This is a genomic window from Ilyobacter polytropus DSM 2926 (assembly GCF_000165505.1).
Taxonomy (GTDB): Bacteria; Fusobacteriota; Fusobacteriia; order Fusobacteriales; family Fusobacteriaceae; genus Ilyobacter; species Ilyobacter polytropus.
Map to the genome: position 1 here is coordinate 1,343,760 of NC_014632.1, position 20,450 is coordinate 1,364,209.

The following is a 20,450-nucleotide window of genomic DNA, read 5'->3' on the forward strand; positions in this document are numbered from 1 at the left end:
AATATGAAAAAGGCTCATAAAATAACGATACTTTTAAGTTTTTTAATTATTTCAATATCCTTAATATCATTTTTTAATCCTTTATCCGATCCTCCGGAAAAGAATCCAGAAAAATTGAGCAAAGATGAAATCAGCATTTTTTTCAACTACGAACCTAAAACCCTCGATCCTTCCAAGGCAGCAGATGATTATTCTATAGAACTCTTAAAAAACTCATTAGAGGGTTTAACTAGAATTTCAAAAAATTCTGTGGGAGAAGAGGTTCCCGAAAAAGCCGGAGCTCTCTCATGGAAGATAGAAGACGACGGTAAAAGATGGATTTTCTTTCTGAGAGATTATCAGTGGGAAGATGGTAGAAAAGTTACAGCGGAAGATTTTGAGTACGGAATTAAAAGAAGTCTCGACCCGAAGACAGCCTCTCCTATGGCATATCTTCTATATCCAATAAAAAATGCTGAAAAATATAATAGCGGAAAAGCGGATAAAGAGAGCCTGGGAGTAAAGTCTATAGATAATAAAACCCTTGTTGTAGAATTAGAAAACCCAACACCTTATTTCATACAGTTAACCGCCTCGACTCTTATGTCTCCTCAGAGAAAAGATATCGTCGAAAAATATGGTGAGTCTTATGGAAGCAGTGCTGATAAAATGGTATATAATGGGCCTTATAAGATAAGTGAATGGAATCATGAAAAAAAGATAGTTTTGTCAAAAAACAAAAACTACTGGGATAAACATTCTGTAAAACTATCTAACGTAAATGTTCATATTGTCAAAGATGAAAATGTGAGAATGGCAATGCTCTCAAAAGGACAGGCAGATATCGTAGAGGCAACAAAAAAAGAGTGGGCAGATAAGTTTATAAAAAGTAAAAAATTCAATGAGATTTCTGGATACAGTGCCGCCACTAATTTCTTATTTTTCAATCAAAAATCAGAACTCTTCAAAAATAAGAAAATAAGAAAAGCTTTCTCTATGGGAGTTAAACGTCATGAGATGGCTGAAGTTATATATAGGGGAATATTTGAGCCAGCTTACGGCTGGGTCCCTCCTAAGGTAAGTATAGGGGAACAAGAGTACAGAAAAAAAAGAGGTAATTTTATAAAAGAAGATAGTGAAGAGGCAAGAGAACTTCTTATAGAGGGATTGAAAGAACTTGGAATAAACAAGTCTCCAGAAGATATAACTGTAACTTTTTTAAACCCAAGTACTACAACATGGGCTAGAAAATATTCTGAATATCTTGCACAAATGTACAAAGAAACACTAGGGATTAATGTTAGATCTGAATTTGTTCAGTGGTCTATTTTTGAAGGAGAAGTTGCTAAACTAAATTATGACTTTGCTGGTATGGGATGGTATGGAGATTATAATGACCCTTCAAGTTTTTTAGAACCTTTTGTAAGCGACCAAGGTTCTATTGTTACCGGTTGGAAAAATATTAATTATAATCAACTACTGAAAAAAACAACCTTGACTTTAGACGAAGAAAAAAGATATGAGTATTTCAAAGAAGCAGAAGAAATTCTTATTGATAATGCTGTTATTGCTCCCACTGTATTTTTAAAAAGAAGAATATTTCATAAAAAAAATCTTAAAGGTTTATTAATATCGGTATTTGGCAGCACTGACTATAAAAATGTATTTGTTGAAAAAAAATAATGAATAGCTTAAAATAGTGGTAGTGTTGTATTTTGCTACCACTTTTATTTTGGAGGAACAATGAAAAAATTCATTCTAGGAAAAACTATCAATATGATAATAAGTCTTTTTACAGTGCTTACGCTGACCTTCTTTATGCTCGAATCTCTCCCTGGGACGCCTCTGTCTCATCTTGGAAAGACTATAGGCACTCAGGCTAAACATAATTATCTGGAGCATTACAATCTAAACGAGCCAATTTTAAAAAAGTATATAAATTTTACTAAAAATATTTTTCTTTATAGAGACTTGGGAGAATCTATGATCTATCCTGGAAGGAAGGTAGTCGACGAAATAAAAAGATATGGAAGTACCTCTTTCTCAATAGGAATAAAAGGAATTCTCTTAGGTTTAGTTATAGGGGGGATAACAGGGATTTGTAGTATTACCGTTAACAATAAATTCATAAGAAATATTTTGGTAGTTGTATCTATCCTAATGGTTTCTGTTCCTAGCTTTATAGTTGCAACCTTTCTATATTATATATTTGTTGTCAAACTTACAACTCTATCTACTCTAACCTTAGACGGAGAAAATGTAATCCTACCTATTGTATGCGTAGCCATCTCCACTGCGGGAATATATGCAAAATATTTTAGAGAGGGAATCTTGGAAGAGCTCCACAAAGATTATATCCTACAAGCTAGAGCTAAAGGTAATACCAGATGGACTCTTCTCAAAAAGCACGTTTTAAAAAATGCACTTTTCCCTATGATCACACTTATTCTTCCTCAGATCGCTGGAATTTTTATGGGTTTTTATGTTATTGAAAGTATTTTCTCAGTTCCTGGTTTTGGAACTGTATATATCGATTCTGTAAACAACAGGGATTACAACATGATTTTAGGGTCAACTTTGGTTTTTACAATAAGTTACATTATATCTGTTTACGTCGCTGAACTTCTTTTTATTATTGCAGACCCAAGACTTAGGAGGAAAAATGGATAAATTTGAAAAATTAAACAGTTATTCCTCTGAAGAAAAATTTTCAAATCATAAGAAAAAAAATTATGACCCTGTATTGTTATGTGAGATGAGTTTCATTATTCTTATTATTATTTTGTCATTTATTATACCAGACCACCTGGCAGAAAACAGATGGAATATGAATATGCTTCCTTCTGGAGATCATCTCTTTGGTACTGATGACCTTGGTAGAGATATCTTTTTCAGAACTTTAAAGGGAACCAAAATATCAATGACTATAGCAATCTTTGGAGGGGTAGTAGAACTTTTTGTTGGTGGAGGATATGGGGCTATAGCAGGCTATCTTGGAGGAAAAACTGAATTTCTTATGATGAGAGTTTTAGATATATTTTCCTCTATACCCTACCTTGTGCTAGTGACTCTTATCCCTATTTTCCTCGGAAGAAACCTTTTTGGAATTACTGTTGCCATCACCTTTACAGGATGGTTTTCCACCGGAAGGGTAATAAGGGGAGAAGTCCTGCATTTGAAAGAAGAGAATTATGTAAAGGCCTCAAAATTAATGGGAGCATCTCCATTTTCAGTTATAAAAAATCATATATTTCCTAATTTAATAGGTATCTTATCTGCCTCTGTTATTATGAATATCCCAAAGTATATTTTTGCAGAAGCTTTTCTACAGATTTTGGGTCTTGGGTTGGGATACCCCAATGTAACATGGGGGATGTTGATTGCAGGGTCTCAAGAGAACTTATTTTTTTATCCCTATCAAATTATTTTCCCGAGCATTATACTGGTAACTGTCATCTTTATAATAACTCATATGGGGGAGCGGATTAAAAAACTTGTAAACGGAAGCAGACTTCACTGGAGGGGATACTATGGATAAGCTCCTTCAAATAAAAAATCTTTCTGTAAAGCTTGGAGAAAAACAAGTGGTAAAAAATCTTAGTCTGGATATCAAAATAGGGGAAGTAGTTGCCCTAGTAGGAGAATCAGGGAGTGGAAAAAGTACCCTTGCCAGAACTATAATGGGATTTGAAAAAAATTTCAAAGGTGAAATTTTCTTTAAAAACAGAAGGATTGATATGTTAAGCGACAGAGAATATTCAAAAATAAGAGGAAAAAAGATTGCAATGGTCTTTCAAAACTCCATGAACGCATTTAATCCCACAATTCGGACAGGATCTCAGATAGAAGAACCCCTATACATTCACACAGAGGAAAAAAAGAAGTCAGTTTTTGAAAAGGTATATTCGGCCCTTGGAAAATTAAATTTAGACAAAAAAAGAGCCTATTCCTCCTTTCCTCACGAACTTTCAGGTGGGATGAAACAAAGGGCCGCCTTTGCCATGGGATCCATATGTGATCCAGAAATTTTAATTTTAGACGAGGTTACAACTGCAATTGACGTAGTAAATTTCCGTACTATAATTACCTCTGTCAGGGAAAGAAAAAAGAACTCTAGTGTACTATTGATTACTCACAACATTGATCTTGCCAGGACTCTCGCAGACAGAGTCGCAGTTATAAAAAACGGTGTTCTCATCGAAGAAGGGAAAAATATTCTTAACGCCCCCTTACATCCATATACAAAACTCCTTGTCTCGTCAGAGCTCACCATCTCATGTAAAAGAAAAAAAATAAAAATACCCCTATACAGCAAAACAGATAGGGAATCTTACGGGTGTCCCTTTGCCCCAAACTGTTTCGATGTCATGAAAATATGCATGGAAGAGATTGGATATGAGAAAAAAATAAACGACAGAATTATTAGATGCTGGAAGTATCACCCAGATTACTTGAGGAGGAAAGATTTTGAGTAGACTCTTTGATATAAAAAATCTCACTGTAAAATTTAACAAGGGATCTTTTAACGCCCTTGAGAAGGTAAACCTATACCTTAAAAAAGGAGAGATATTAGGAATATTAGGAGAAAGTGGTGGTGGAAAGTCAACTTTGGCAAATTCTATGACACTTTTAAATGATAGATATACAGGTGAAATACTATACAAGGGGAAAGAGTTAAAATCCATGAACCATGGAGAAAAAAAAATTTTTTCAAAGGAAGTTCAGCTTATATTTCAAGACCCGTATTCTTCACTTAATCCAAAAATGAGATTAAAAGATATAATTCTTGAAGGAGCATTTATCCACGGCCTTATTCCAAAGAATGCCTGTAATGGTTTGGTAAAAAGTCTTTTAGACAAGGTAGGATTAAAAGAAAGTTACTTAGATAGATATCCTAGAGAACTCTCAGGAGGAGAAAGACAAAAGGCAGCAATAGCTAGGGCACTGGCTCTTTTTCCAGATGTCATTATCTTTGATGAGGCAACTACTAACCTAGACCTAGTAAGTCAAAGAGAAATATTAAACATCATACTTGAACTTCAAAAGTCCGGAGTCACCTGTATAGTTATATCACACAACCTCCCTCTTATAAATATAATCTCCGACAGAATTATCGTCATAAACAATGGCAGGATAGAGGAAGAAGGTAAAACAGAAGATATTTTAACTTCTCCCAAAAGTGAATATTTAAAAGAAATCCTCAATTCAAATTATAAACTTTAATTAAATATAAATAACTTTAAGTTACTTCCTGAATCTAAGATATTCGTTTGAAGATATTGATTTATTCGGATTGTATTGCTTTTCTTTTGAAAGAAAAGCAATACAGGCTTTCAGATAAATTCAGTAATTTATCTTCAAATTAAGTTGATAATATTTATTTCAAATGTCAAAAACAAGGTGAAATTCCAAATATAATATTGAACCATTTTAATTTCTTCTCTCAAGGTTTCTAAGAGTAAAGACAGAATCTGAAATATCTGGATCAATAACTATATCACTTAAAAGCAGCTCCGTATAAGACCCCTTTTTTATCTTGTCTTCCATCCGAAACTTTGTTATATAATATCTGCCCTTTATCCGAATAATTTCATCTACATAAAACTCCTTGAGAAGTTTACCAGACATAGCATACATTTTTGAATTCTTCAGGACATAGTTTTCTTTATCCACCTCTATAACCCTCATATAGTAAGCTGTATCCTCTCCCTCTTTTGCAACGAGTCTCAAAGTATACAAGCCCTCTGTTTCTTTCAATATTTCAGAGTTGTAAATGTCTGTGAGATGAGTTCTGTCAGTCTGATCTTCATAAGATATGTCGCTTCCCATCATATTTTGTCTCAACATATGCCCGGATATTTTCACTGTTCTGTCTGCCTTAGGGAGAAATATCCAAAGATTATCTCCATTCCTCAAGTACTTTGTTCCTTTGTCTCTCGGAGGAGATATAAACTCGATAAAAGCTAAATTTTTCCCCACTGCCTGAATCTTCATTTTTTTTACAAATTTTTTATTCTTTTTATGAATAATCATCTCCCCGTCGTATTTTATTGAGCTAGGAGTCATATTATAGTCCACTTTTTCCAATATCTCCTCTGCTGTAATTCCAAATAAAAAAATCGAGAAGATCAAATATATAATCAAATATTTTTTCATGAAATCCTCCTACTTATTTCTCAGATTATCCACAGCTTCTTTTTTGATTTCCGGAGTTACGGTCATAAAAGTTACAAAAACAGATAGAATGGATCCCAATAAAAACCCAAAGATAAGAAGCCTCCAGCTAAAAAACATATAAATAGTACTCTGGATATTAATTGTATCAGAAACAGTCTCTAAAACTTCTCCAAGCTTTATGCCCTTTACTGAAAAATAATATACGATACCACCTCCTGTTACAATCCCAAGGAAAGATGCAAAAGATCCTATAAGACCTCCTTCGAGACACAGAAGGTTCCTTATATCAGAATTCCTCATTCCCTGCGACTTTAAAACTCCTATCTCTTTTCTTCTTTCAAAAACCACCATCATCATAGTATTAGTTATACCTATGCCAGAAAGGAGACTCAAGATCAATGTGAATATTAATTTCACTACTGGAAAAACTGACGACATATATTCATTTATCCCTATCTCACTCCAGAGTTTTACTAGATAATTTTTCCCAAGTTCAGATACCAGTATTTTTTTATATTCTTCAGAGTTTTTTTCTTCCTTTGGATATAGAAGAAATTCAGTCACCATATTATTCATATCCAATAAATACTGAGCATCTTTTAGAGTGACATAAAAGCTTCTGTTTAGTCGCCCGTTATCCATCTTATAAAATCCGGATATTTTATAATTAAGAGCCGAAATAGACTTATCTTGTGTGAAAGTAAGAACAGTAACAGAATCTCCGATTTTTAATCCTAGTTTTTCTTTCACCTTGCTTCCTATTATTATCTCATTATTTTTTTCAAAGTCTAAAAATCTTCCTTCGTAAATAAAATTATCAAACCCTATTATATTTCTGTCCTCTTTTTCAATTCCGATTCCCATAGCTCTTTCATCTTTATCGCCGGAAAAAATCATCGCTCCAAATTTTATCCTTCCAATTGCAGTACCGTCAAAATCTCTCAAATATTTCCGAATTTCATCAGAAGATATATTTGAGGATATATCTAAAGACTTTTCCTTTAGCTGAAAATCGTGAGCCGTAACCCTGACAATCCCAGTAAGTTTTTTCCCCTCCTCTGTAAACATCCTTTCAATTCCATATACCCAGCCTAGACCAACTGTGACTCCCATTATGCCAATCATCGTTGATACTACCGTCAGGAAAGATCTCCTTTTATTTCTAAATATATTTCTAAATGCTATTTTTAACATGACCATCACCGGTCCTTTATAGCTTCTGAAGGATTTAATTTTATAGATTTTACTGCAGGATATACCGAAGCAAATACAGAAAAAACAATTCCCACAACAAATATAATTAAAGATTTTTCTAAATCAAAATAAAGATAAAGTCTATCTGAAAAAGGAATACTTATTCCTAGATCGCTACTTTTTATTGTGATTTCTATACCATTATTTTGGTAATAATTAGTAGTTATACCTCCAAAAATAAATCCAATAAAACTTCCTAAGCTCCCTACAAGGGTTCCTTCGCCTAAAAAAAGGATTAAAATTTCCCTATTATTCATACCATTTGCCATTAATATACCTATCTCTTTCTGACGTTCTAGCATGGCCATGAGCATTGTATTGGCTATTGTCACACCTGCCATGACCAGAATGGTAATACTTATTATGGCAAAGGCTTTTCTTCTTATAGAAGTTATCCTAAGTATGTCCTTTATCTCTTCCTGCCAAGGAATAAAATCTATCTGCAGTTTTTTCAGACTTTCAACTTCTTCATCAGTCAGCAGAGTCTTTACAGCAATATCATTTACAAAAGGGGTGTCTGCAAATTTTTGAGCAAAATTCAGATCAATAAAAACACAGCTACTGTCCATAATGGTATTCCCGGTTTTTATTATCCCTGTTATAACTAGACTATAAGCATTTATACTCTGTGATGCAGTTCTGGCTATGAGAGTCACTTCATCCCCTATACCCAACTTCAAAAGTCTCGCCATTTCCAATCCCAAAACCAGTGAATTCTCATTATCTACAAAAGATCCATCTACCATGTATCTGTTTCTTTTAAATACAAGATTTTCTTTATGAGGTTCCACCCCTATAAACTGAGCTCTAAGCTCCTCCTCACCGTCAGTTATACTGCCTTCAAATAAAAGCCTTTTACTATAATCCTTATTTTTCAGTATTTTTTCTACCTTATCTAGATTATCTATTGGATAATCCAACTGGTCATTATCTTCTTTTTCCAGATAAAAATCTTTACCATATATTTTATAATAGGATGTATCTGTTTTTATATAAATATCTGTTATCTGATTTTCCAGCCCGGAATTTAGACCCTCGCCTAATATTGCAAGATATATCCCCACAATCATGGTTATCAATGTGAGAACCGTTCTTTTCTTATACCTAAATATATTTCTAAATATCATTTTAAGTATCATGACGAATCCCCCTCTTTGATCCCATCTCGGAGTCTTACTACTCGTTTAGCTTTTTCAATTATTTTGAGATCATGAGAGGAAAAAATAAAGGTTATATTATATTCCTCATTGAGTTTTTTCATCATCGCAAGAATAGCTTCACCTGTTACACTGTCCAAATTTGCCGTAGGTTCGTCTGCTAGTATAATACTTGGTTTTTTCACTAGAGCCCGGGCCACTGCAACTCTTTGCTGCTGACCCCCAGATATTTCAGAAGGCCTTCTGTCTTTAAGCTCATAAATATCCATCTCTTTTAAAATAGTTTCCACCATCTCTTTTTTGCTCTCTTTATCATGAATCCCGAGAAGGTCTAAAGAAAACTCCACATTCTCATATACTGTCAACACAGGAATAAGGCTGTAATCCTGAAATATAAACCCTATCTTCTCTCGTCTAAAATTCGAGGCATCCTTAGGTTTTAAAAGGGAAAGATCAACTCCGTCTACCAAAGCCTTACCAGAGGTAGCTCTGTCCATGGCCCCTATAATATTGAGAAGTGTCGTCTTTCCTGATCCTGAAGGTCCTGCTAATACTGTGAATTCTCCCTTTTGAATATCAAGGGTTATACCGTTAAGAGCCTTAACCTCTAGAGCGCCCTTTAGATAAATCTTTTTTATATTTTTAAGACTCACTATAGCCATCTTCTGCCCCCTCTAAAAAAATCCTTGGATTTCAAAAACCAGTTCACTGTCTAACTCTTCATTATAAGAATATTGGTATAAACCTCTGAAATTATTATAATAATTATAAGATACCTGAATATTGAAATAATCATTTAATTTATAAGTAAGACCTGATCTCAGATAGAGATAACTTATTTCTCCGTCTACAAGTAAACTCTGAAAAACCTCTATATCCTCACTCACCACATAGTTATACCTTAGATAAATAGCACCTGTATCTTCCTCTTTTATATAAATAGTCTCTGCAAGGGTATAAAGAAGAGTTCCACTTAGATCGAAGCTGTAGTCTCCTCCTATTACAACTGCATTCTGATCTGAACCTTCAGATTCTTTGTGTATAAGCTGTGACCATATTCCTATTCCTGCATCTCCCTTTAATTCAAGTACAACATCTTCATTCTTGACTGCTTCTCCCAAAGGATTTTTTTTATCATAATGAAAATAATTTGTCATGAATTCATAATTGTCAACTAAAAAAGTATAACGGGCCCCTATATTGTTATCTCTGGCTAAGTTTTTAAAAACCACCCCTTCAAGACGGGACATGTTTTGCAAATTATACTTCAATCTCAGAGAATCAAGCCCATCCTTATCACTCCTGGGGTTTTCAAGATCAACCTCGTTAAAAACATCAGCTCCGTTAAAAATATATGCACTTCCCCAGACTATCATCTGTCTACCTGCACTAAAAGTAGTATAATCACCATAAAGTTCTAAATAACCTCTATACAACTCCAAATAATCCTCAGGATCATCGGTAGCCTTTAGAGAGATCTGGGAATAAAAATTATCCTCCTGATGCTCTGCTCCTAATATAAGCTCTATAGAACCATAGCTACTGTTGTAAGAGTTAAATCTTTGGGTTCCTTCTACCTCTCCAAAGTAATCTAGGGAGAAAACTTCAGAAAAAACAATTAAAAATATAAAAGCAAATAATTTTTTCATATTTCCCCCGCCTTTTCAAAAGAATAAAAATTTTAACCTTCATTTATTCTATTCTGCCTTATAAATTAATTCCTTTGATTGGCGAAACATTATAATATACGTAAGAATACCGATCTATTTACCAGGTCTTAAAATTTCATATACAAAGATTTTTTTATAAATAAACTCTAAAAAATAAAGATCTCATCGTTTTATTTTAGAGGCTCTCTCTGATTCTTGATTTAAAGAAAAAACTTGTGTAGACTTTAATGAATAAAAACAGATTAGAGGAGGACAAAAATGGTCATTAAAGTATTAGTAGAAAATAATTCAGGTGACATTTGTAAAGGGGAAAAGGGTCTTTCCCTCTATATAGAGGCTGATAATAAAAAAATACTCTTAGACACTGGAGAAACATCTCTTTTTTTAGAGAATGCATCTAAACTAAATGTAACTTTAAATGACTTAGACTTTGTTGTCTTGAGCCATGGTCATTTTGACCACGGAGACGGCCTTAGATTTATAAAGAATAAAAAACTCATATGCCATCCAGATTCCTTCAAAAAACGATTTAGAAAAAGAGATAGTTCTTATCTCGGCCTTCACATGGATCTAGAAAAGGCCAATTCAAAATTTGACCTTATCCTCACTAAAAAGCCCTATAAATTATCTAAAAATATAACTTTTCTAGGAGAAATTCCCAGAGAAAACAACTTTGAAAGTAAAAATACACCTTTCAAATTTGAAAATGGTCAGGATGATTTTGTTCTAGATGATTCAGCTCTTGTCATAAATTCTAAAAACGGCCTAATAATAATTCCAGGATGTTCTCACTCAGGTGTATGCAACATAATCACTTATGCAAAAAAAGTAACAGGTATAAATAACATTTATGCGGTTATAGGAGGGCTTCACCTTATGAACCTAGATAATGTAACCTATAAAGCCATTGATTTTTTAAAAAAGGAAAATATCAGTATATTTTATCCTATACACTGCACAAAAAAACTTGTGTCAGATGAAATCTCAAGGCTATTAATCAATACAGAAGTAAAAAGAAGCTTTTCTGGAGATACCATTTCTCTATAGATATTGACGCAAATAAAAAAGTCCCTCTGAATCTAATTCAGAGGGACTTTTTTAGAAATTAAATTATTTGCAATGCTTGTTAATAAATAGTTTAAATTTACCAAATATACTGTAATCCAATCAAAGCAAGAAAATAAATACCTGAATCTGTACTGGAACTGCTGTCAGAAACATTCTTTTTATATCCGTATCCTGGAAGTCCTATTTCAGAAAAAACTCTTAAATTAGGATAAACTTCCCTGTTATAAAGCAGATGTGGGTATAAAGTAAGTTCACCTGTATAATCCTGGCTTGTACCTCCTATAAACTTATCCACATCCACTTCCGTTTCAAAGCAAAATGCCCAGTTCTTATTAAATTCATAAGTCCACCTGGTTATACTTTCCAGTCCTAGAAGATATGTCCCTTCATAACCACCATAGTCATAATATTCATTATAAAGGGTGTTGAAAGTCTGCCATCCGTATCCCCAGTTTGTAGATGTGAGAAGGTTGCCTTCAAGGGAATATCCATCTCTTCCAGTGACAAATACTTTCCCCAACCAAAAATCAAATCCCCAGTAAGTTCCACCCATTCCTATATCCGCATTGGTTCTCAATCTGTATCTCAAGGCAAATTCATTTTTTTCGTAGTTTCCACCGCTCTCACCTGGAAGCCCCAGCTGATTATATTCCCACATAATTCCAAAGTCTGTACTCCACATATTACCTGCAAAATTATGCCTGCCTGTATCTTTTACAAAACCCACGAGACTATCCCATCCGTTATAATTTACACTGCCGTTTCCCAGATCATCATCGATATAAAACTCACGATCTGTATCATATTCAAAATCCCATTTTTCATCCAAAGCAATATAACCCTGAGCTATTTTCCACTCTACCAGCGAATAAGCTGCACCGTATTCATAACTTAAATAATTCCTTATACTATTTTTCTCTGATACAGGTTCATAAAAATTGAGCACATCAATACCTCTGCTTTTTCCTACGAAACTTTTTTCCTCTAATGCCAGCTCATCTTTTGAAAAGGATGTCAGAGATACTAAAAGCATTAAAAAAAATATATTCTTAACTCTATTCACCTATATACCTCCCATCTCTGTCAAATCCATTTCTGTCAATTCCTGAGAAGTTATATCCCCTTCGGTCATAACCATCTTTATCATAACCATAAATATCATAGCCTTTCGGATCATAACCTGTCCCTGTAACTATATGTGTAGCATCATTTTTCCATCCATCTCTACTATAATTTTTACCTGTAGTTTGGTGTAGACCGTTTCTGTCAAAACCAAGGCTGTCATATTTTGTACCTGTTTTTTTGCTTATCCCACGGCTGTTCCATCCGTATTCGTCATATCGGCTACCTGTTTCCTTATTTATTCCTCGCACATCAAATCCGTAATAATCATACCTAGTGCCTGTTCCTTTAAAGATGCCTTTCCTACTCCATCCTGACCTATTATATCCGTCTGAATCAAGACCCCTATCATCATAACCACTTTTATCGTAGCCTTCCTTATTGTAGCCATTAACATCATAATAGTCTCTTGTCTCTGAATTTAAACCATACCAGGTCCAGCCATTTACATCAAATTCTGTTTTTGTATCTTTATGAATCCCCTCAGTGTCAAATTTAAGAAGGTCATATTTTGTCCCGGTTTTATTATGAATCCCTTTAAAATCAAAACCTCTTTCATCATATTTCGATTTTGTAGCAGGGTTATAACCATCTTTCTCAAAGCCCCTATAGTCAACTGTGGTGCCAGTATATTTAAACACCCCATTCTCATTCCAACCTTCACGGTCAAATCCCTCTGCGTCTTTTCCTTTCCTATCGTATCCCTCTCTGTCATATCCTTGAATGTTGTACCCATTGGAATCATAATATTCTCCAGTGTCTTTATTTACTCCGTACATGCCCCAGCCATCTTTATTGAATGCTGTTCCTGTATCTATATGAATTCCCTCTCTTTTAAAACCATCTTTATTGTACACTGAGCCTGTCTCACTATTATAACCAGAAGCATCAAATCCATTTTCATCAAAAGATGTTCCTGTCACAGAATGTCTTCCATAAAAATCAAAACTATAATAATCATAGGGTGAATCGGTGTAAATATTCCAGCCTAAAGATGTAAACCCTCTTTTATCTGCTCCATCAGAGTTATAACCCTGTATATCATAACCACTGAAATCATAGGTGCTCATAGTATGCCAGTTATGCTTTGTTATATTATTAAATCCTCTTTCATCATATCTAGAACAACCGTTCAAAAATCCAGATAAAAGTATTATAACTATCACAGGCAGATAACCTTTTCTGCTTAAAAACTTGTCCAAGATATTTATCAACGGACTTCTTATTATCTTTTTAAAATTTTGTCTGTAAAAAGTAGTATAGCTAATATTTTTAAAAAGTCTATTCAGCAAAATATTGGCAAATAAAAGAGTTATAAAGGAAGAAAGAAAAAACCCTAGCCCAGTATATTCATTTCCAAATTTTACAAAATAAAGAGAAAATAAAAGGTCTGTTAAAAAAAACACAAAAGACACCATAAGAGCCTGTATTCTAGCGTCAAAATATAAAAATATAGTTATGATCATAGATATAAACACGGCACAAAATGCTGAAAAAAGTGATATCCTAAATAGATCTAAAAGATATAAATCAAGTCCATAATTTTCAAATATCAATTTTGAAAGTAGTGCAAAGGATATACTTATGAAAAACTGCATCTCCATGCAATAAAACATCTCTCTCTTTAATACATCCATCATTGTAGCCAAACTTTTATCTATATCATCTAAAGTTCCTTTATAAGATATATGAGCATAATAAGTTTTATAATCTGGAAAAAATTTAGTTTCTAAAAAAACAACAAAGTATACCATACTTGGAATAGTTATAAAGAAAGCGTAAAATAAAGCCACTTCATAAAAAGGTGAAGCTGTAAAAGTCCCGGCAATTATATAATGGTCTCCCTTTGTCCAGACAATAAAAAGATGAACCCATATTCCCAATATATAGAATAATCCCATAAAAAAAAGAGAGGAATAACCCTTTAAATATTTTAAAAATCCGAACTCAGTGCCTCCTCTCTCCTTAAAAGCTGACAGAAGATAGTATGACAAAAGTAGAAAAGTCAATAGTATTCCCATTGCATAGGCAAAAATAAGATTGGTAGCCAAAAAATTTTCTGGAAAATTAATTGGGTTTTTTATAAGATAAAATCCCAAAACCATTGCCAGAAGGTTTCCTATAAAGTAGGAAAAAGCCACAAATTTATAATTCTTTAGTACGTTAACAAAACACATCCCTATCCACGATGCCGATAACAGAGTAAAGAGAATAACGGCCATTTTTTTATAATAATACGGCAATGGAGAATTCCGTAAAAACAAACTTCCTATTATAAATGCCATTATAATTATTACTTTTATTATTCCTATATATGTTTTTCTAAGCTCGTTACTTCTCTTCTGGTAGATGCAGTCTGACATATATCTTGTTACTACGTACTGCCAAGGGGTTGCCAGAAGCTGAGAAAATATAAAACAATAAAGTACTGTAGACATAAACAGCACTCTCTCATCTCTTATAAATATATATTCTCTCGATATATGCATGAGAAAATTCAGACTTATTGTTGTTATCAACCAAGGTCCTACACTTATAAGAGTGGAATATGCTATGGCTTTTAGATCTCCAAGGGTACTGTCACTTTCTGAGAACAATTTTCTAAATTCAAATCCTATTCCTGCCACTGTTTATCACCCAACTCTCTATATATCTTTCTGTAACCTTCGATAAAAATTTCTCTGGAGTAATATTTTTCTACGATTTTCTTTCCATTCTCTCCCATCTCTTTTAGCCTGTCTCGGCTTTGATACATTTTTACAAGTGAGTCAGCGAGATCGACATAGGATGTAGGAGGAATTATGACTCCAGCTTCCCCTATTTCTGTTTTTTCTGTTAGTATCTCCCTGCAGTTCCCAACATCTGTGGCTATAAATGGTATTCCTGCAGAAAGGCCCTCTAATATACTCAAAGGCTGCCCCTCTGATATAGAAGTCAATAGCAAAAGGTCTAAAAACTTGTAATAATCAGCCACATTTACTTTCCCTGTAAATTCTACATAATCTTCCATTTCTAGACTTTTAACCATCTGTACACACTCTTTATAATACTCAGGGTTTTCATCTATAGGTCCTATCAGGTATAGTTTAGTGTTTCGAAGTTTCCTCAGAGCCACACGGAATCCCTTTATCATCATCTTTACATCTTTTATAGGAACAACTCTCAGAACAGCCCCTATACTAAATGTATCTCTTTTTTCAAAATCAAGGTTACCGAACCTACTTTTATCTATTCCATTTGGTATAACCAAGCATTTTGACGGGTCGGCCCCATTTTTAATTTGGAGATCTCTGTTATAATCAAATAAAGTGACTACAACATCACTGTATTTATAAGTTATTCTAGAAAGAAAGTAAAAGAAATCTATCCATATACTTTTGAAGCTTTTATCCACCCACTGGGCGTGTACTATCTCTTCTTCTCTCTCTCTTGGATAGATTCCGTGCTCAGTAAGTATTACTTTTCCTTTTCCCCTATACCCTGCCATAGCTGCTATAACTCCAGCGTATCCTGTGGCAACAGAGTGGTAAATATCTGCTTTAGGAATTTTTTCCTGGAGAATTCCGATTAGATTCAAAAAAATATTTCTATAAGTCCAGTAAAATACATTGTAATTGGTACTGCTGTAATTTTCGCTGTAATATCTCAAAAGAGGGTCCCAAAATACCTTGCTCACTACCACTTCCATAGGATTTCCGTATTTTTTTCTAGAAAAACTTTCAAGAAGTTTTGCGGCCTTTTCAACAGATGTATCTCTGAAGTTCATGAGATTAAAAAGTTCCTCTTTGACCTTTTCTTTTTTCATATAGTTATTTCTAAACATCCTGAATCCGTTTACCGGGGTATCAGGATTCAAAGTTATGTTTTTAACCTCTTTGACATTGTCTGGAAGATCATATTTTGAAACAGCAAATTCCTCATTTGGAATAATACACAGTATAGAAAATTCATGTTCTTTATTCAAGTTTATTAGGTCCTGTACCCATGAAGATACCCCCCCTACAACATAGGGATAAGACCCTTCACAAATCAAGCATATTTTAGCCATCACCCTACGCTCCTTTTATGTCGTTTCTAAGATGATAAGGAATCTCAAGCCCTGTTTTTATAAATTTTTCTTTCATCTGGATTATTTTTTCATACCAGTTTTTCTCATAGTAATATTCCAGGGCAAAATTTAATACCTCTGCATCAGGTTTTTCTTGCTCTAAAATCCGCTCCAAATGAATCTGACATTTTTTATCATCCATATTTTTATAAAATTTTAGAAGCTTTACAGCATAGCTTCTGTCTTTATCAAAAAGAGTTTTTAGAATATTGAGAGCTTTTTTCTGAGCTAAAAGCAGCACATCTCCCTTTAAAAGACCAGATTCTATATAGTCATTATAACTTTTAAAGATTTTTTTCAAATCCCCACTTTGATTAGAGTTTTGTATATTAATCCTATGTTTTTCATAGATCCAGTTTAATTCTGTAGCTGCATAATGTATAACATCTATGTCTTCATCTAAGAGGGCTTTTTCTAGAACCTCCACCTTAAACCGTTCATCAGGAGGATCAAAGTTTATCAAAAAGTTTTTTTTCTCTTCTGGAGTCCCTGTGGCAAGTATATCAAAGGCCCCCATCGTCCCGAGTTCCAATGCCAGATCTATAAATTCTACCTCTCTTCTATTTTTTAGATAGGTTTTAAAGTCTGAACTTTCCTCTATCATTTGATAATCTGCATCTAATTTTGGAATAAGCTCTATAAAAAGAAATCCTCCAAATCCCATGACTGGAAATAAAAATATCAAAAGATCAAAATAATATATGTCCTCATGAAAGAAAATCCAGTTTAGTAAAATAAAAATCAGACTTAGTCCTATATGAAAATACCAGAATTTTTCCAATGGAAACTTCAGATTATAATAGGTTTCTATTAATAAAAAGGAATCCAGACAGGTAGCCAATATTAAAATTAAAATAAATATCCATCTCTTTTTTATAGCTCTTCACCTCCAAGTATAATATTAGATTTATCAGCATAAAACTTTACAAGATAAAGGTTGTCTTTAGCTGTCTTTTCAATTAGGTGAAATTCTCCGTTTTCAATTTCTTTAATTCTGTTGCCTCTTATTCTCACAAAGGTATTTACAGGACCTCTATAATTACTAAAATTAATTTTTATAATATTCTTTATTTTCTCATGATCTATAACTAAATCTTCCATCTGCATATACTTAAGAGTAGCGTCACTTTGAACATCTGCATCTAGCATGGGAAAATGTGTGTTTATCTGTGAAAATATATTTTCATACTCTTTTTTCAATTGCTCCCAGGATTTACCCCCGCCTCTTTCCTGATCTATAATATCATCAGGATGTACAAAATGACTTACACAGCCATAAGCTCCTATTGTATTGTATATACTCCACATTAGATCCTCGTTGTAGTGAAATCCTGAAGAAAACCTTGGCAGACTATAAAGCTGAGGATAGTCTGGATCCCTTCCAACTTCCTGCAAAAGTAATCCTGGTTCATAGACTCCTTCAAAAACTCCAGATATTGATTTTAATTCAGGCATAGCAATAGTAAGGGCTTCCTTCCCTTCTTTTGTTAGAATATTACTTGGCGGCACATAAGAAAATATTTTCACTTCCTCTCCGTAGAGGTTTTTAGTCAGTTCTTTTAATTTTTCAATGGAAAAAGCCATGTCTGTTACCCCTTTCCAAGGGGAATAATTATAATCCTCAAAATCCATTCCGCCTTCTAAAGCTAATGAAAAGTGATTATATCCGTGAAAACCAAGCTCTCCACCATTTTGAAAAACTTCCCTTCCAAAATATCCCGTTGTTTCCTTCAACTCTTCTGTGAAATCTACAATTTTTTCTTTATCTGTAATATCAGTATAATCACCTATCATAAAAGTTGTATATCTTAGTTTTTCTCTCTGGGCTATTGACTCCATGTCAGGCCACCATACTTTTTTAAAAAAATTGATATTATTCATATTATATTCTTCGTGAATTTTTTTATTATCTCCAAGAGGTATCGGTGCTGGAAAATCATCGATATGAGCTATCTTGGAGTTAAACACCGGCATTATAAAATATTCATTTCCATAGGCTATAAGCTGAGTCATAAGTCCCCTGGTCGTATTTGCTTCAAATATTGAAGTATTAGAATATATTACTCTTCCCTTTCCGTAAGAAATCTCCCAGATCAAAGGGGTGTTATCATCAGAGGCAGCTATAATCTCTGCACCTTTAGAAAGATTAAGCTTTAATGATGATCCACTCATTATCTTCGCACTGGGTTTTGTAGTTTCCATCCCAGGGAAAAAACTCGTATAAAAATTAACTCCCGATGTCTCTGTAAAACCATCAATGTCAAGTATCCCTGCCATGGAATTAAAAGGGCTTTTAAAGGACCTTTCCAAAACTATAAGGTTTCCACCATCTCGGACGAATTTTTTTATTTCTAAAAAAACTTTTTTTCTCATTCCTGCGAAATCTTCTGCTACAATTATCACACTAGAATAATCAGATATTTTCCCTCTATAACCATTTATCTTTTCACTATGGTATTTAGTCTTTGTAAATTCAAAAACTTTAGTTAAATTATATAAAATCTCCCTACTTCCTACACCGTCTTCATTGTAAAGTAGAAGGTGCTTTTGAGGATTTTCTATATTCAGATCCCCATCTCTGCTTTCAGGTAGAATAAATTCCATCTCTTGCTTTAAAGTAAAGTGGGTATGAAGTGCATTTACACGAAAATACTGAAGTCCTAACACAGTTATAAAAGTAAGCAGCATAAAATATTTAAATTTCATAGAAATCAACCTCTATACCATGGAACAGACTTGCTATTTTTTCCATTAATAACTCTTTACTTGCTGCAGTTGTGGCAGGAAAAAGTATCCTTAACTTATTATCATCCATTGCCATAAAGTCACTCTCACGAACCTTTCCTTTTATCATCTCTGCAACCTCATCTGGAGTGACTCCTTCGATTTTAGTTTCAAAGGCCATGAAATCCATACCCAGAAGTTTTTTTCTTCTTTCCTCTTCAGACATAATCTTGTTAAAATATCCCATAGTAAATATTTTGGTATCTTTAAGATAATTTTCTTTTATCTCTTTTTCCTCTTTGACAAAGGCTTCTGATAGAGCTTCATTCAGCCAGTGGGTTATTATCTTAAACATCTCATAGCTGTACCTTTCACTGGCCTCAAGACTCATTCTTTCTATATTTATAAATCCTAAAATTTCATCATTATTTTTGATAGGAGACACAAAAATCGGAGAGTCACCTTCTATATCAAGGGGGAATTCCATAGGAGCCCCAGCTTTTATAACCTCATCAAACACACTGTCTTTTTTTACCTGAAGAAATCCAGGGATTCGTCCGTTTCCTGCTCTTAGTTTTAACCTCATAAAATTCTTCTCATGATTAAAGCTGTAAATAGACACTACATCACTTTCTAAAAACTGTCTCATTACAAGTATGGCTTCTGTATATATCTGTTCCACATTCATATTTGCAAAAGAGGACTTTATCTGATTCAGGGTAACTATACTCTCACGACTACTTATTATCCTTTTTTTTAGCCTGCTGTTTATAGTTATAAGTTTGACATTATTTTCCTTTTGCTTCTCATAGTCCTCTCTGGTTTTAGAAACCTCTCCTTCTAAATGCATTATCTTTTGATCAGTGGTGTCTCTCAGTTTCCCTAAAAAAAGTGCCGTAAAGAAAAACATCAAAATAAATTTATAATATTCAAAGCTTGAAAAGAATATAATCATATCCCTTCCAAGTCCTATATAGGCTAAAATATAGTAAATTATAGAAAAAGAAACTACAAATCCACTCATATAGGTTCCGTACTTAAGGGATATAACCGCTATTACAATCAAAAGGGGATGAAGGTTCATAGCCAAAAAACTATATTTAAAGGAAGAAAAATGAAAAAATACCAGATAAACTGCCGTGGTGTATAATAAACTCTCTATAAAACAATTAAAAGTTTTGCTTTTCATAA

The 20,450-nt window shown here is 33.6% G+C and carries 17 protein-coding genes; 6 read left to right on the forward strand and 11 right to left on the reverse strand.

What is annotated here, in order from left to right; genetic code table 11:
- Window positions 1-3: 3 nt before the first annotated feature.
- The 5 genes from ILYOP_RS06225 to ILYOP_RS06245 are packed head-to-tail and all read left to right on the forward strand — an operon-like array spanning window position 4 to window position 5,202.
- A complete protein-coding gene (locus ILYOP_RS06225) occupies window positions 4-1,662 on the forward strand; it encodes a peptide ABC transporter substrate-binding protein (protein WP_013387683.1) in 1,659 nt (552 codons plus the stop codon).
- 60 nt (window positions 1,663-1,722) lie between these two features.
- On the forward strand, window positions 1,723-2,649 hold the full coding sequence (locus tag ILYOP_RS06230; RefSeq protein WP_013387684.1) for an ABC transporter permease: 927 nt from the start codon (window positions 1,723-1,725) through the stop codon (window positions 2,647-2,649).
- Entirely contained in the window at window positions 2,642-3,517 is an 876-nt protein-coding gene (locus ILYOP_RS06235; protein ID WP_013387685.1) for an ABC transporter permease, read from the forward strand. The genes ILYOP_RS06230 and ILYOP_RS06235 overlap by 8 nt, the downstream gene beginning before the upstream one ends.
- Complete coding sequence (locus ILYOP_RS06240; RefSeq protein WP_013387686.1) at window positions 3,510-4,454, forward strand: ABC transporter ATP-binding protein; 945 nt, start codon at window positions 3,510-3,512, stop codon at window positions 4,452-4,454. Before ILYOP_RS06235 ends, ILYOP_RS06240 begins: the two co-directional genes overlap by 8 nt.
- A complete protein-coding gene (locus tag ILYOP_RS06245; protein ID WP_013387687.1) occupies window positions 4,447-5,202 on the forward strand; it encodes an ABC transporter ATP-binding protein in 756 nt (251 codons plus the stop codon). Before ILYOP_RS06240 ends, ILYOP_RS06245 begins: the two co-directional genes overlap by 8 nt.
- Before the next feature lie 207 nt (window positions 5,203-5,409).
- Here the strand turns inward: ILYOP_RS06245 and ILYOP_RS06250 are convergent, their stop codons facing one another.
- The 5 genes from ILYOP_RS06250 to ILYOP_RS06270 are packed head-to-tail and all read right to left on the reverse strand — an operon-like array spanning window position 5,410 to window position 10,216.
- Window positions 5,410-6,135 (reverse strand): outer membrane lipoprotein-sorting protein, encoded by a 726-nt coding sequence (locus ILYOP_RS06250; RefSeq protein ID WP_013387688.1) that lies wholly within the window; start codon window positions 6,133-6,135, stop codon window positions 5,410-5,412.
- 9 nt (window positions 6,136-6,144) lie between these two features.
- A complete protein-coding gene (locus ILYOP_RS06255; protein WP_041921020.1) occupies window positions 6,145-7,350 on the reverse strand; it encodes an ABC transporter permease in 1,206 nt (401 codons plus the stop codon).
- 5 nt (window positions 7,351-7,355) lie between these two features.
- Window positions 7,356-8,549 (reverse strand): ABC transporter permease, encoded by a 1,194-nt coding sequence (locus ILYOP_RS06260; RefSeq protein WP_013387690.1) that lies wholly within the window; start codon window positions 8,547-8,549, stop codon window positions 7,356-7,358.
- The gene (locus ILYOP_RS06265; RefSeq protein WP_013387691.1) at window positions 8,546-9,229 is read right to left on the reverse strand and encodes an ABC transporter ATP-binding protein; all 684 of its coding nucleotides are present in this window, start codon (window positions 9,227-9,229) and stop codon (window positions 8,546-8,548) included. Before ILYOP_RS06265 ends, ILYOP_RS06260 begins: the two co-directional genes overlap by 4 nt.
- A 12-nt stretch (window positions 9,230-9,241) precedes the next feature.
- A complete protein-coding gene (locus tag ILYOP_RS06270; protein WP_013387692.1) occupies window positions 9,242-10,216 on the reverse strand; it encodes a hypothetical protein in 975 nt (324 codons plus the stop codon).
- A gap of 279 nt (window positions 10,217-10,495) precedes the next feature.
- Between ILYOP_RS06270 and ILYOP_RS06275 the strand changes: the two genes are divergently transcribed.
- Complete coding sequence (locus ILYOP_RS06275) at window positions 10,496-11,284, forward strand: MBL fold metallo-hydrolase (RefSeq protein ID WP_013387693.1); 789 nt, start codon at window positions 10,496-10,498, stop codon at window positions 11,282-11,284.
- Window positions 11,285-11,381: 97 nt separating this feature from the next.
- Here ILYOP_RS06275 and ILYOP_RS06280 read toward each other — a convergent pair whose 3' ends face one another.
- The 6 genes from ILYOP_RS06280 to ILYOP_RS06305 are packed head-to-tail and all read right to left on the reverse strand — an operon-like array spanning window position 11,382 to window position 20,448.
- Window positions 11,382-12,368 carry a hypothetical protein gene (locus ILYOP_RS06280; protein WP_013387694.1) on the reverse strand — a complete coding sequence of 329 codons (987 nt, stop codon included), beginning with the start codon at window positions 12,366-12,368 and terminating at the stop codon, window positions 11,382-11,384.
- The gene (gene pelG, locus ILYOP_RS06285) at window positions 12,361-15,054 is read right to left on the reverse strand and encodes an exopolysaccharide Pel transporter PelG (RefSeq protein ID WP_013387695.1); all 2,694 of its coding nucleotides are present in this window, start codon (window positions 15,052-15,054) and stop codon (window positions 12,361-12,363) included. The genes ILYOP_RS06280 and pelG overlap by 8 nt, the downstream gene beginning before the upstream one ends.
- Complete coding sequence (gene pelF / locus ILYOP_RS06290; RefSeq protein ID WP_013387696.1) at window positions 15,042-16,475, reverse strand: GT4 family glycosyltransferase PelF; 1,434 nt, start codon at window positions 16,473-16,475, stop codon at window positions 15,042-15,044. Before pelF ends, pelG begins: the two co-directional genes overlap by 13 nt.
- A gap of 4 nt (window positions 16,476-16,479) precedes the next feature.
- The gene (locus tag ILYOP_RS06295; protein ID WP_013387697.1) at window positions 16,480-17,376 is read right to left on the reverse strand and encodes a hypothetical protein; all 897 of its coding nucleotides are present in this window, start codon (window positions 17,374-17,376) and stop codon (window positions 16,480-16,482) included.
- Between the two features lie 32 nt (window positions 17,377-17,408).
- Window positions 17,409-19,241 carry a DUF2194 domain-containing protein gene (locus ILYOP_RS06300; RefSeq protein WP_013387698.1) on the reverse strand — a complete coding sequence of 611 codons (1,833 nt, stop codon included), beginning with the start codon at window positions 19,239-19,241 and terminating at the stop codon, window positions 17,409-17,411.
- A complete protein-coding gene (locus ILYOP_RS06305) occupies window positions 19,231-20,448 on the reverse strand; it encodes a hypothetical protein (RefSeq protein ID WP_013387699.1) in 1,218 nt (405 codons plus the stop codon). Before ILYOP_RS06305 ends, ILYOP_RS06300 begins: the two co-directional genes overlap by 11 nt.
- Window positions 20,449-20,450: the final 2 nt, after the last annotated feature.